Annotated in this window: 13 protein-coding genes; 2 read left to right on the plus strand and 11 right to left on the minus strand. The window is 44.3% G+C overall.

The annotated features are described in order from the left end of the window. Positions 1–171: 171 nt before the first annotated feature. The 3 genes from pepF to cls are packed head-to-tail and all read right to left on the minus strand — an operon-like array spanning position 172 to position 4,580. Positions 172–1,974: an oligoendopeptidase F gene (gene pepF, locus KNO96_RS04305; RefSeq protein WP_214702323.1), complete on the minus strand. Its 1,803-nt coding sequence runs from the start codon at positions 1,972–1,974 to the stop codon at positions 172–174. A 17-nt stretch (positions 1,975–1,991) separates the two neighbouring features. Next, positions 1,992–3,053 carry a competence protein CoiA gene (locus KNO96_RS04310; RefSeq protein ID WP_214702324.1) on the minus strand — a complete coding sequence of 354 codons (1,062 nt, stop codon included), beginning with the start codon at positions 3,051–3,053 and terminating at the stop codon, positions 1,992–1,994. A gap of 15 nt (positions 3,054–3,068) precedes the next feature. Next, positions 3,069–4,580 (minus strand): cardiolipin synthase, encoded by a 1,512-nt coding sequence (gene cls, locus KNO96_RS04315; protein ID WP_214702325.1) that lies wholly within the window; start codon positions 4,578–4,580, stop codon positions 3,069–3,071. An 83-nt stretch (positions 4,581–4,663) separates the two neighbouring features. Here cls and KNO96_RS04320 point away from each other — a divergent pair, with 83 nt between their 5' ends. Next, positions 4,664–5,389, plus strand: a complete 726-nt coding sequence (locus KNO96_RS04320; protein WP_214702327.1) for an SDR family NAD(P)-dependent oxidoreductase — start codon at positions 4,664–4,666, stop codon at positions 5,387–5,389. Positions 5,390–5,427: 38 nt separating this feature from the next. On the opposite strand, the gene KNO96_RS04325 is transcribed toward KNO96_RS04320, so the two are convergent. The 4 genes from KNO96_RS04325 to KNO96_RS04340 form a co-directional block, all read right to left on the minus strand. Further along, entirely contained in the window at positions 5,428–6,660 is a 1,233-nt protein-coding gene (locus tag KNO96_RS04325) for a DUF2254 domain-containing protein (RefSeq protein ID WP_214702328.1), read from the minus strand. Between the two features lie 63 nt (positions 6,661–6,723). Next, complete coding sequence (gene mecA / locus KNO96_RS04330) at positions 6,724–7,380, minus strand: adaptor protein MecA (protein WP_026826407.1); 657 nt, start codon at positions 7,378–7,380, stop codon at positions 6,724–6,726. Positions 7,381–7,555: 175 nt separating this feature from the next. Then, positions 7,556–7,954 carry a transcriptional regulator SpxA gene (gene spxA, locus KNO96_RS04335; protein ID WP_015881217.1) on the minus strand — a complete coding sequence of 133 codons (399 nt, stop codon included), beginning with the start codon at positions 7,952–7,954 and terminating at the stop codon, positions 7,556–7,558. A 177-nt stretch (positions 7,955–8,131) separates the two neighbouring features. Beyond that, the gene (locus KNO96_RS04340; RefSeq protein ID WP_015881216.1) at positions 8,132–8,269 is read right to left on the minus strand and encodes a hypothetical protein; all 138 of its coding nucleotides are present in this window, start codon (positions 8,267–8,269) and stop codon (positions 8,132–8,134) included. A 222-nt stretch (positions 8,270–8,491) separates the two neighbouring features. Here KNO96_RS04340 and KNO96_RS04345 point away from each other — a divergent pair, with 222 nt between their 5' ends. Beyond that, on the plus strand, positions 8,492–9,025 hold the full coding sequence (locus KNO96_RS04345; protein WP_026826408.1) for an HD domain-containing protein: 534 nt from the start codon (positions 8,492–8,494) through the stop codon (positions 9,023–9,025). A gap of 76 nt (positions 9,026–9,101) precedes the next feature. Here the strand turns inward: KNO96_RS04345 and KNO96_RS04350 are convergent, their stop codons facing one another. The 4 genes from KNO96_RS04350 to opp3b are packed head-to-tail and all read right to left on the minus strand — an operon-like array spanning position 9,102 to position 13,100. Next, positions 9,102–10,052, minus strand: a complete 951-nt coding sequence (locus KNO96_RS04350) for an ABC transporter ATP-binding protein (protein WP_214702329.1) — start codon at positions 10,050–10,052, stop codon at positions 9,102–9,104. Beyond that, positions 10,052–11,125, minus strand: a complete 1,074-nt coding sequence (locus KNO96_RS04355; protein WP_026826410.1) for an ABC transporter ATP-binding protein — start codon at positions 11,123–11,125, stop codon at positions 10,052–10,054. Before KNO96_RS04355 ends, KNO96_RS04350 begins: the two co-directional genes overlap by 1 nt. Before the next feature lie 23 nt (positions 11,126–11,148). Next, positions 11,149–12,174, minus strand: coding sequence for an oligopeptide ABC transporter permease (opp3C, locus tag KNO96_RS04360; protein WP_026826411.1), 1,026 nt, complete (start codon positions 12,172–12,174; stop codon positions 11,149–11,151). After that, on the minus strand, positions 12,174–13,100 hold the full coding sequence (gene opp3b, locus KNO96_RS04365) for an oligopeptide ABC transporter permease (RefSeq protein ID WP_026826412.1): 927 nt from the start codon (positions 13,098–13,100) through the stop codon (positions 12,174–12,176). Before opp3b ends, opp3C begins: the two co-directional genes overlap by 1 nt. Between the last annotated feature and the right edge of the window lie 260 nt (positions 13,101–13,360).

Genomic DNA, 13,360 nt, shown 5'->3' on the forward strand with positions numbered 1-13,360 from the left:
TTTGACGTTTCAAGCGGGGACAAGAAACGTCGAACCTTGAGGCCCGGGGAAGGCCTACAAGATGGGAGAAAGTTTACGGTCAATAAAGGGGTTTGTGATTGATTTCACACTTATAATATACCTAGCCCAACTTCATCTGACAACCTCTTTGTGTATATTGTCACATATTGTTCACGAGAACAATAATGATTCCATTTCATCGAGAACCATTTCGAACTGATTGAGCGCTTTGAGTACCGGCTCTTTCGTTGTCATATCTACACCCGCCGCTTTTAATACTTCAATTGGATAGTCGCTAGAACCCGCCTTTAAGAAGTTGTCGATGTAGCGACGGACAGCCGCCTCCCCTTCTTCCATGATCTGTTGCGACAATGCAGCTGATGCTGAAATACCGGTCGCGTATTGATAGACGTAATAATTGTAGTAAAAGTGTGGGATACGCGCCCATTCATATGAAATCTCTTCATCGATGACAATGCCGTCTCCGAAATATCGTTTATTCAACTCTAAATACGTCTCGTTTAAATATTCTGGCGTGAGCGAGACACCCTCTTGTGCCGCCTTGTGAATCAAATGTTCGAATTCAGCAAACATCGTCTGTCGGAACAATGTCCCACGGAACGTTTCAAGTTGATTGTTCAACAAATAGAGACGTTCTTCTTTTGCCGTTCTCGTCTTCAATAAATGATCATTCAACAAGGCTTCATTTGTCGTTGACGCAACTTCCGCCACAAAAATGGAGTAGTCACCGTATGGATACGGCTGTGACGTACGCGTGTAATGACTGTGCACAGAGTGTCCAAACTCGTGTGCGAGCGTGAACAAATTGTTGACGTTGTCTTGCCAGTTCATGAGGATGAACGGTTGTGTATCATACGCGCCTGACGAATAGGCGCCACTGCGTTTGCCTCGTGTTTCCCGTACATCTACCCAACGCGAGTCGAGCCCGTCTTTCACAATTTGAACGTACTCTTCACCAAGCGGCGCTAAACCGTCGACCATCAATTGTTTTGCCTCTTCATATGACACTTTCATCTCTACGTCTTTGACGAGCGGCGTGTATAAATCATACATATGCAACTCATCTAAGCCGAGTGCACGTTTACGTAGCGCGACGTAACGATGCAACAAATCAAGACGTTCGTTCACTGCCTCAACGAGACCATCATAGACAGACTCCGGAATCGCATTATTGTGAAGTGCTGATTGTCTTGCACTTTCAAACTTGCGGACAGTCGCATAGAAGTTATCCTTCTTTACGCTTCCTGACAACGTAGAAGCAAACGTATTCAAGTATTGCTCATACGTCCCGTACATCGCTTTAAATGCGCCCTCACGGACGGTTCTGTCAGCCGACTCGAGGAACGTAATGTAACGGCCGTGTGTCAACTCGACCTCTTCCCCGTTTTCATTCTTCACTTTCGGGAATTTTAAATCCGCGTTGTTGAGCATACCGAACGTCGAACTCGATTGTCCGAGTACGTCCCCTGCTTGAGCGAGGATCGCTTCTTCCGCTTCCGTCAACACATGAGGACGTTCTTGCGCTAGTTCATCGAATGCATGACGATATACACGAAGTGCATCGTGTTGATCCATGTAGGCTTCAATCTGAGCTTCATCAATCGATAGAAGTTCAGGCGTCATAAACGCGAGCTGAGCCGAAATTTGAGACGCGAGTGAGCCTGCACGGTCATTCAATGCTTGGTAATGGCTATTTGCCGTATCTTCGTCATAACGCATGTGTGCGTATGTGTACAGCTTATGTAACTTACGAGATAGTTCATCTCGAAGCTGTAATGCCTCGTGTAGAACCTCTGCCGATTCTCCAAGGCGGCCTTTAAATCCAATTAAAGCTGGTACTTGTTCTTTCAGCGCTTGAAAGTCTGCTTCCCAAGCTTGATCGTCGTTGTAGATGGTCTCTAAGTTCCATGTTTCTTCCACTGGAACTTGCTGTCTTGTTAATACCTCTGACATACGTCCACTCCCTTTTCTTATCGATTGGTCGACTGTAACATCAATCGTTGAAATCCTTGAAACAAACGTGTATCGTGATGTCTCGCCTCTTCATATGTAATCGGCAACGACCATGACCTGACATCACAAGATAGACGACATGCATTCAAGAGTTGTTTCCATTGTACATGAAATGACTCCGAAAAGTCGCTTGTCGGTGTTACTCCAAACTGACGACACGTCTTTTCAATGCTCCATTCTATCGAATCATTCGGTGACTCGTACCGATTTAAATAAAGGACGGTCTGAAAATCTACCGGATGTACACGTATTCCCCATAGCGATGTGAGCGGAAGATAACAGCCTGTCGGTAAAAGTGCCGGCAATAAACCGAGTGGATAGAGACGATTGAAGATCAATCGGCGATTCTTTGGGGAAGGATAGGGCGGAGCCATTCGCTTCCGACGAATCATTTCCGTCCATTCCATCGCGTTGAACCGATAGTATGCTTCAAACGGCGACGTCTTTGCTGAAGAAGAGGCTTCCCAATTGCCTATTCCATACTTGATCGAAATCGGAAACCCATTGAAACGAACTATAGAACCGCTATTCACCGTCATCAACATATGACGTCTCGAGAGTTCAAGACGCATCCACGGTTGGAAAGATTGGTTCATCCTCAAGTCGAGACCACTTGCGAGCCAAATGACATCAAGATTTGCTTTCTCATAGTCGCTCGTCCGCTCGACATATTCTTCCGGGCGTAATGAAGATGCCTGAATCTCAATAACCGTCGACTTTCCATCGATTTTAGTTAAAATGTCCGCACGTCGCGCTCCAATCGTTACTTCTTGGTCGACCGGATACCCTCTTTCTTGTAACCACTGACTCACCGCCCATTTGTCTTGATGGTGTGGAACCGATTCTGCGCTTCCACACGTATGGATATGAGCAAAATGGAGGCGCCGCTTCACGCCCTGCTTCAGGATGAGCACTTCTTGACAAGTTGGACATCGAAAAGGAGCAAGCTGCTCCGCCTGCATTCGATTTAGGGTAAAAGAATCAACAATGTCCCCTTCCCGACCGATTGCAAATCGCATCTTGCTCCCCCCTTTTTATAGTAGTGGTGAAAACATTCTAGCCAATGACTCCACGAGTTTGATAAAGAATGAGCGTTTCACAAACTCTTCTAACACTAACTCGTGAGATCCTTCAAAATCATGATATAAGTCTTGTTTCAGTTGGTTGACTGAATTCGTGTTATACAAGAGGGCATTCACTTCAAAGTTCAAGTGGAAGCTACGAAAATCCATATTTGCCGTTCCAATCGTAGCTAGTCCGTCATCAACGACGATAACTTTTGAATGCATGAAGCCCTCCTCATATAAATAGATTTTCACCCCAGCTAGTAGTAGCTCTTCATAATAGGAGCGGCTCGCATAAAATACAATCTTATGGTCGGCATAACTCGGCAGCACAATCCGTACATCAATCCCTGACAAAGATGCCGTCTTCAATGCACTCATAATATCTTCATCAGGAATTAAATAGGGTGAAGAGATATAAACAGACTTTTTCGCGGCATTAATCAGCGAAAAATAAATCGATTTCATCGTTTCATATGGTTCATCTGGTCCACTCGCCACAATTTGGACGCCTCCACTCGCACTTCGAACCGTTTCAAGTGGCTCTAAATAAAACGGAGTGAAAAGACGCTCACCGGTCATGTAATACCAGTCTTGTAGGAAAATTAGCTGTAATTCAGACACTCCTTCTCCTCTGACGTACAGATGCGTGTCTCGCCAAAATCCAAATTTAGAATGTTCACCCAAGTACTCATCCCCAACGTTCAAGCCTCCAGTGAATGCCTCGGTCCCATCGATTACTACAATTTTTCTATGGTTACGATAGTTGGTCTTGCTCGAGACGAGTGGAAGTACGACTGGGAAAAACGCCTGTACTTGAACGCCAGCCTGTTTCATTTCTTCAAAAAAGTTGCCACTCGTATGAATCGAGCCGACCGCATCATATAAAAATCGGACTTCGATCCCCTCTTTCGCTTTCTCGATGAGGATCCGCTGAATTTCCCGAGAAATACGATCATCCCGAAAAATGTAATATTCGAGATGGATGTGTCTTGTCGCCCCTTTCAAAGCAGGTAACAGTTTCGAGAATTTTTCACGACCATTCGTCAAGATTTGTGTATACGTATTCGAGGAGACCGGAAGCTGATTTAACGAAGAAGTGAGATGCATCAACTTCTCATAATCGTCGTGTGTGAACATAAGCGATGGGGATAGCGTCATCGCCTTTTGGCGATAAGCTAAGTAAGTTTCTTCGTCGAGCATCGCTTTTTCTGTAAACATTCGCTTTCGTCGATAGTTCTGACCGAACACAAAGTACGCGAACAATCCAATGACAGGAAATCCAATCATGACAATCGCCCAAATCAATGTTCGTTGCGGATTTCGATTTTCGAGCAGAATCACTAGCAAAATGCTGAACGTTGTCAAAAAGACAAGAATCGAGAAGAGTCCAATCACTTGTGAGCTCCAGTAATACGATAATATCGCAATGAGTCCCGCGAGCAAAATAAGGGAAAAGAGTACTTGTATGCGTCGCAACATATTATAACCTGACCTCGTTTCTGTCATGTATTATCATTAATTATACATCGTAACGCTAAATTTTTGAGGGGAGCGAACAAACTATGGGGACTTTTCTAATAACAGGTGCGACTAGCGGAATTGGACGCGCCGTCGCATTGCAGTTAACAACGAATGGACATCGTGTGATCGGGATTGGTCGTGATGAAACAAGGGGGGCTTCCCTTGAATCTGATTCGGACGGACGGGCCACCTTCATTCGTTGTGACCTTCAGTCTGCAGAAGACCTCGACCATCTCTTCAGACATTTGAAAGAGCAGGGCGTGACGTTAAACGGCTTGTTCAACAACGCGGCGACTTTTGGCAGACCCGGTACGCCAGAACGTCTCACGCATGATGCCTATACCGAAGTATTCGACGTCAACCTATATGCACTTAACACGGTCACACAACGCGCAATCCCGTTATTTGAACAAGGTGCCAGCGTTGTTAACAATGCCGCCATCGTTGGCCACGTCAAATTTCCACCGATGCTCGCACATTATGCTGCTTCAAAAGCGGCCGTCGTCGCCTTGACCAAAACGTTTGCACACCGAATGAAAGGAAAAGTACGATTCAATGCTGTCTGTTTCGGTCCTGTTGATACGCCGCTAAGCCACAAACTGTATGGAGGTGAGGCGAAGTTCAAAGATGCCATGAGCCATCATTTCCGTGGACATGCAGCCTTACCTGAAGAAGTTGCTCCTGTTGTCGAATTTTTATTGACTGACGCTTCGACTTATATAAATGGACAAGCCCTTACCGTCGACGGCGGTTATACCCTCTCTTGAACAAAGACCACCTCTTCTTTTGAAAAGGTGGTCTCTGTTCATGCTGTCAGCTTTTTCGCACGATTCATCTTATTCCGCAAATAGTGTTGCTCTTTTGAATGAAAATGATCCCAATTAATTACGTCTTCAAAGTAATCAACCATACCATCAAACGTTGAATCCAATGTTTCATGGGCTTCGAGACGAGCCATTCGAATCGCTTCAAATACAGAACCCATCACGAAAATATCTTGATTTGCGTATGTTTGCATCGGTGACAACGATTCAAATAAAATCGTGTCCAGTGTCTTACGTTTCACGTGCCAATCGCACTTCCCATTTGAATAGAGGAAATCACCATCCGGCAGTTCACATAATTCCCTTAATATATCTCCGATGTAATGGATCGCGTGGATGGCCGTATTCGGATCATTAACCCCCGGCGAAATCCCGCGTAACGCAATCTCACTCAATTTTTCAATTGCAAAAGACGGGTCTTGCATCGAAGAACGAACTTCTCCGATTTCAAACAACTCGACATCTGGAGTTTCTTCACTCTTCCAAAATCCAACGAGGTCCCCTTTTGCAACAAAATCTCCCACGGCTACAACTGATTCAAAGTCCGTTTCATGATCTCCTTGCTTTTCTCTTAAAAACAAACGGACGTATCCCGTTCGTGGTGCCCGGACTGCAGTCCCTTCGAATGAATGAACAGATCTTGACAGAACGAGATTCACCTTTTCCGACTCGATTGCATCTTTTTGCTCACTGATGACCGACAAAGCCTCTTTATGTAATGTTGATAAGAGACGCTCCGCCTGAATCGAGACACTGACTGTTTGAATGAATTTTACGAAAGCCCAAATTGATCCAATCACCAAGATTACACTAATTCCAGATGACAGCACAACACCTTCATCCGCAGTGCGAACGAGGAATAAGTTCGAAATCCCGTAAATTGTGGTCATGATGAAAAGGCCGAGCGTATGCTTAGCCGCAGTATTCGTTAAGAAGTTATTTACTGTCCGTGGAGAAAATTGAGACGAATAGGTCGTCAAAACCACTAAAATGGTGGAAAAGCTGAATGTCATCATCGTCATAAGGCTCGTAAACGTCGAAGATAAAACAGATGCAGCTGAGTCCAAATCTAAATATATGAAATTCGGGAGTAAATCTCGAAAGAATTCACTAAACAGTTGAGTCAAAATCGTTAGTAAAATTCCGCCCGCTCCGTATAAGAAGGGGACAAACCAAGCACTTTCATTGAGTAATAAACGTATTCGTCTCACCATACCAACACCTCTTTGCCATTGATTTGAAAAAATCGCCTGTCCAACTGAACAGGCGATGCACCGTTAAAAGTAGTGACGTACTTTCGCAAAGACGTCTCCTTCGAGAATGGTTTTTCCATACTCCTCAAGCATAGGTTGCGTCTGTGTACTGAATGATAGATATTCCGCTAAGAGACTGAGTGCATTCTCTTCGTCTTCAGGTTCCATTTCATCCGGGAACTCAATCCACAAGTAGTAACGGTCTTGATAATGATATAGTTTCAAATCAAGATCACTGAAAGTGTCACCTGCACGCTTACTCAGTGAAATGATTGCCTCGAAATCATTTGTTTCCATCGCAAGTGGGGCCCAAGCATCTGTTTCAGCTTCAAGTTCATCTAACTCACTCAATTGATCGAGTACTGACTGCTGATCCCGTGCTTCATCAATTGCCGAGCGGAGAAGCGAACCGAGTTCAGAATCATCTTCGGAATCCATCACATTTTTCGCGATTGTCACCGTCACTTCTAGACCTTTTTCAAAAGCCTGGACTTGAATCCATAGTGGACCATCAAACGAGATATCTTCACGTTCGTTAGCCTCGTCCATCATTTGCCAGAACAGCTGCTCGCCACGTTCTCGGTTGTACCAAATTTCATCACGTGCGAAACCACGCTTTTCAATATCCACATATGTGATGAAAAATTTGACGGTATTATCGTTGATGCGCTCAATTTTCACGATTGTCCACTCCCTTCTCACCTCGCTCCCAATTCACATAAGGAGGAGAGGGGAAATTCTCTTTTTATCATTGTACCCTTTTTGACATCATTCAATCTGGATGACGGGTTATATCTTTATTTTATAGGAAATAATCAATAATAAAAAGCACACTGCTTAAACAGTATGCTTTCATTCATTCATTCACAAGTCGCTGTGCTTCCTGCAACTGGAACGTCCGAACTTTCCGTGGCAAGAATCGACGAATCTCATCTTCGTTATATCCAACTTGCAAACGTTTCTCATCAATAAGAATCGGACGACGTAATAAACCCGGATATTCTTGAATCAAATCATAAAGTTGTTGAAGTGATAAGGCATCAACAGATACATCGATTTTAGAAAAGACTTTTGAACGTGTCGAAATGATTTCATCTGTCCCATCTTCAGTCATACGTAAAATTTGCTTAATCTCATTAAGTGAGAGCGGTTCTGAAAATATGTTTCTTTCTGTAAAAGGGATATCGTGTTCTTCGAGCCAAGCCCGTGCCTTTCGGCAAGATGTACAGCTTGGAGACGTATATAGTGTGACCATTTTTCTTCCTCCCTGATCGAGTATGCGTCCATCTTTTTAAGTGACTCTATTTGTATACCCAAATTCGCATCCACTTAATTATAATAATTCTTAATTGTTGAAACTTCAATGATATTCTTTATCAGTCGGATAAGAAAAGAGGGCGCATTCGTTGAATGCGACCTTGAATGACCTATATCAAGATGCAGGGATTCGAGAAACCGGTTGAGACACCGTCTCTTTCCCTGGCTTTACTTGTAAGTCTTTCAACTTTTTCTTCAGCACTTCTTTTAAAAGTCTTTTTTTCTCTCGTAAAACTTTATCACGTTCTTTCATGGCCTCTCACCCCCATACAGCGTAAGGAACATGCAGAGCATTACCGATTCTGAAAATCTTAAAGTTGCACTAAATCTACAATTAAATTATAGCACATTTGTTTGTGAATTGTGAATCATTCTTAAAGGTTCATGATTTCTTTACATAGTTGAAATTTGCAACTACCCAATAAAACCTGTATAGTTAATAGAAATAACCTTTTTATTTTTAAGGAGGAGAGCGATGATGAGAATCACATTAGAAACAATTATGAAACATCCCATCACCCAAAAATATTTGACTCGATCAGGCTTAAAGCATGCAATCGACGTATGTGAACGCGCTCTCGAGATGGCAACAAAGCGAGGGCTCGACACCGATTTAGCGACAAAGGCCGCTTTACTTCATGATATCGGTCATTATGAATGGTATACGGAAGGTAAATGGAATTATGATTTGTATCGTCAAAATGATATTCATGCGATCAAAGGTGCTGAACGTGCCCATAAACTATTGATTCGATTAGGGGAAGACCCCGCTCGGGCAAAAGAGATATCTGTGATGATTCTCTTACACACCGATTCATATTTACCACCGAGCCGCATTCAGCGCACACCTCTTCAACAGCTCGTCCATGACGCCGATACATTCGTCGAGCAGCCAGGCGGTCTGCATCATTATGAAACAATGGAAGTCGAAGATGCGTTAGCTCGCGTTCGCCAGATTGATGCAATCGTTGAACGATTATCAAACTTGCCTCGCATTTCAAATGGATAACCAGTCACCTAGTTCGATAGGTGATTTTTTTGTGTAAAAAGATCCTGACTCAACGAGTGAGTCAGGATCTTTTTCATTAAACGAGTTGTGCTTTGTACGCTTCGTACTCTTCGTCTGTAAGTGAGACATAGTGTCCTGGCTCAACTTCGCGAAGTGGTGGAATGCTTGAATCCTCATCCGAACGTCCAACTGGACCTTTTGAAGTTGATTCATACACAATCCGCTTACGTGTGCGTTCATGCTCCGGGTCCGGAAGCGGAATCGCTGAAAGAAGCGATTTCGTATACGCATGAATTGGGTTCTCGTAGAGACGATCGGCTGTCGCAAGCTCAACGAGGTGACCTTGATACATAACACCGATGCGGTCAGAGATGTATTTAACCATCGACAAGTCATGGGCGATGAACAAATACGTTAAATCGCGATCGCGTTGCAATTCTTTCATCAAGTTGACGACCTGCGCTTGAATCGATACGTCAAGAGCAGAAATCGGCTCATCTGCAATGATGAAGTCTGGTTCAACGGCTAGGGCACGGGCAATCCCGATACGCTGGCGTTGACCACCCGAGAATTCGTGTGGGTAACGGCTCGCGTGCTCTTTCGTCAATCCAACTGTTTCAAGAAGATCATACACACGGTTCATGCGATCTTCTTTCGTCTTCGCAAGACCGTGAATGTCGATCCCTTCCGCAATAATATCTGCAACGGTCATACGCGGGTTAAGAGATGCGTATGGATCTTGGAAAATCATTTGCATTGCACGGTTGAATTTCAACTTGTCTGCTTTTGACTTTTTATCGTGGACGTTTTCGCCTTTGAAGACAACATCACCATCCGTCGCATCATAAAGACCGATGATTGTACGTCCTGTCGTCGACTTTCCACAACCAGACTCACCTACGAGTCCGAGCACTTCACCTTTGTAAATATCAAACGTGATGCCATCGACCGCTTTAACGACACGACCACGGCCAATTTTAAAGTGCTGCTTCAGGTTTTTTACCTCGAGTAATTTCTCGCTTTCCATTATTCAGCACCACCTTTCGTAAACGATTTAGCGAACGCACTGTCCGGACGATATTTGAGAGCGAGTTCACGAATCGCACGTGGAGGATTCACCACTGGTGCTTGCGGGTGTAATAACCAGCTTGACGCAAAGTGTGTATCACTTACCTGGAACATCGGCGGCTCTTTCTCAAAATCAATCTTCATCGCGTATGGATTACGCGGTGCGAATGCATCTCCTTTCGGAGGATCGAGCAAGTTCGGAGGCGTACCCGGGATTGCTGGTAACGCTTCATTTCGGTCGTCTGTCGGACGCGGCATTGAACCAAGAAGTCCCCATGTATATGGATGACGTGGCTCATAGAAAATTTCATCAACCGTTCCTTTTTCGACGAGACGACCTGCATACATAACAGCAACGCGGTCAGCCATATTCGCGACAACACCTAGGTCGTGCGTGATGAAGATAATTGCTGTACCCGTCTTTTGTTGAATGTCTTTTAACAGTTCAAGAATCTGTGCTTGAATCGTAACGTCAAGTGCCGTTGTCGGTTCATCGGCAATTAACACTTTCGGGTTACATGCGAGTGCAATCGCGATTACAATCCGCTGACGCATCCCACCAGAAAGTTGGTGTGGATATTGCTTCAAACGCGCTTCAGGGTTTGGAATCCCTACAAGTGTCAACAGTTCAAGGGTACGTTTCTTCGCATCCTCACCTGTCAATCCTTGGTGCTGCTTTAGCCCTTCCGCGATCTGTTTGTAAATCGTCATTGTTGGGTTAAGTGATGTCATCGGGTCTTGGAAAATCATTGCGATGTCGCGACCACGAATTTTGAGCATTTCTTTTTCCGATAATTTCGCCAAGTCTTTCCCTTCGAACATGATTTCTCCGTTCGTGATTTCACCTGGAGGGTTCGGAATGAGACGCATGATTGCCTTCGAAGTAACGGATTTACCTGAACCCGATTCTCCTACGATGGCGAGCGTCTCGCCTTTTTTCAAATCAAACGATACACCACGAACAGCTTGAACTGTTCCGGCATATGTGTGGAACGAGACCTCTAAGTCTCGTACTGATAAAATCGTTTCCATGCACGAGTCCCCCTCTTTCTGTATTATTTACGCATTTTCGGATCGAACGCATCACGCAAGCCATCGGCAAGCAAGTTGAAGCTAACCATGAGCAAGACGATGATGACCGATGGGATAACAAGAAGGAACGGGAATGTCCGTAATTCTTTGTATCCATCGTTGATCAACGTACCAAGTGATGCTTGTGGCGGTTGAAGTCCGATTCCGATAAAGCTGAGGAATGCCTCGAAAAAGATGGCAGATGGAATCGTGAACATGAGTGTGATGATAATCGCACCCAACGTGTTAGGAATCAAGTGTTTGAAAATTAAACGGGTACTTGATGCGCCTAATGTACGAGCGGCCAAGACGAACTCTTGGTTCTTCAATTTCAAAATCTGACCTCGAACGAGTCGACTCATCCCAATCCATCCTGTGATCGCCATGGCTAAAATGATAGTGAAGACACCCGGGTCAAAGATCAAGATGAATAGAATGATTAAGATTAAGTTTGGTACACCTGTCAAAATTTCAACGATCCGTTGCATGATATTATCGGTACGTCCACCGAAGTAGGCAGAGATTCCACCGTATGCGACTCCGATGACCGTATCGATAATCGCTGCCATCAAACCGATGAAGAGGGAAATACGCGTCCCTTCCCAAATACGCGACCAAAGATCACGTCCGAGATAGTCCGTACCGAACCAGAAGTTCTCTTCTACACTCTTTTGTTCATAAAAATCGATGTCGCGTCCTCCGAGTGTCGCCATCCCGTCAAAGCCTGCCCATTCGAGACCAGTGACTTTAGGCGGAAGCTTTGCTTGTGAAATATTTTGTTCGTATGCGTCACGCCCTGAAAGCATAGGACCAAAGAGCGAGAGCAACACGAGAAGTAAAATAATCGAAAGCGATACGATTGCCGCTTTGTTTTTCTTTAGACGCATCCAAGCATCTTGCCAAAAGTTTAAGCTTTTTCCTGCAATTCTTTCACCAAGCTGTTCATTCATTTTTACGGGTGCGAACATGTCTTGGTCGAACTGTTCGAAATTCTTTTTGTTTTCAATCATCAGTTATTCCCCCCAAGACGAATACGTGGGTCAACAACGCCGTATAGCAAGTCGACAAGTAAGATAATTAAAATGAAGACAGCCGAGAAAAATAGTGTCGTCCCCATGATTACGGTATAGTCGTTCAACGTGATTGACGTGACGAACAATTCTCCGAGTCCAGGTACAGCAAAGATTTTCTCAATAACGAATGTACCTGTCAAAAGAGCCGCTGTTAACGGACCTAAAATTGTAATAGCTGGAATCATTGCGTTACGCACCATGTGTTTCCACACAATTGCGTTACCACTAAGTCCTTTAGCCTTGGCAAGCGTGACATAGTCCTGTCCCGTAACCTCAAGCATCTCGGTACGGACAAAACGAGCAATCGATGCCGTGACTCCAAGAGATAATGAAATCGTCGGCAAAATCGTATGTGCTGGCGAATCCCAGAATGCGACTGGGAGCAACTGCAATTTGACCCCAACATAGTACTGAAGAAGGGCTGCGAAGACGAAAGATGGGACAGAAATACCGATTACCGATATGAACATCGCACCATAGTCGATCACCGTGTTGTGACGAATTGCCGCGACAACACCTAACAATATACCTACAAGAGTTCCGAGAACTAATGCTTGGAGCCCTAGTTGTGCTGAAGGACCGATTCGTTCCATAATCAATTCAGTTACTGGACGGTTTGCTGTACGGAATGATACACCAAGGTCACCTTGAAGCATGTTTCCGATGTACGTCGCGTAGCGGACCGGCAGCGGATCATTGAGTCCGTAGCGGTCATTCAATAATTGAATTTGTGATTCTGTCAGTTTTTCCTGGTTTTGATACGGAGAACCTGGGAGCAGGTCCATCAGGAAGAACGTAAACGTGGCAATCAAAAAGAACGTAATGACGCCGTAAGTCAGCCGTTGTAGGATATAACGTCCCATGAATAAAAACCCCCTGTGTTTTGTCTAATTCTTTCTACTACTTGCACCAACAGCTTTACTATGACATATGACCCATTTTTCAAATTCACAAAATGAAAGGAATTTTCTGAAAGAATAGATTACACCTCATCTCAAGGCTCTTAGTACAGTGGCTGAAAACAAAGAATATTCTTTTCAAAGATTATTCTGAATTTTCACTGTTACTACATTATACTTTACCAACAAAACATTTGAACAGTATTTTCTCTTACTTTAGTAGA

This window comes from Exiguobacterium sp. s89 (genome assembly GCF_018617735.1).
GTDB lineage: Bacteria > Bacillota > Bacilli > Exiguobacteriales > Exiguobacteriaceae > Exiguobacterium > Exiguobacterium marinum.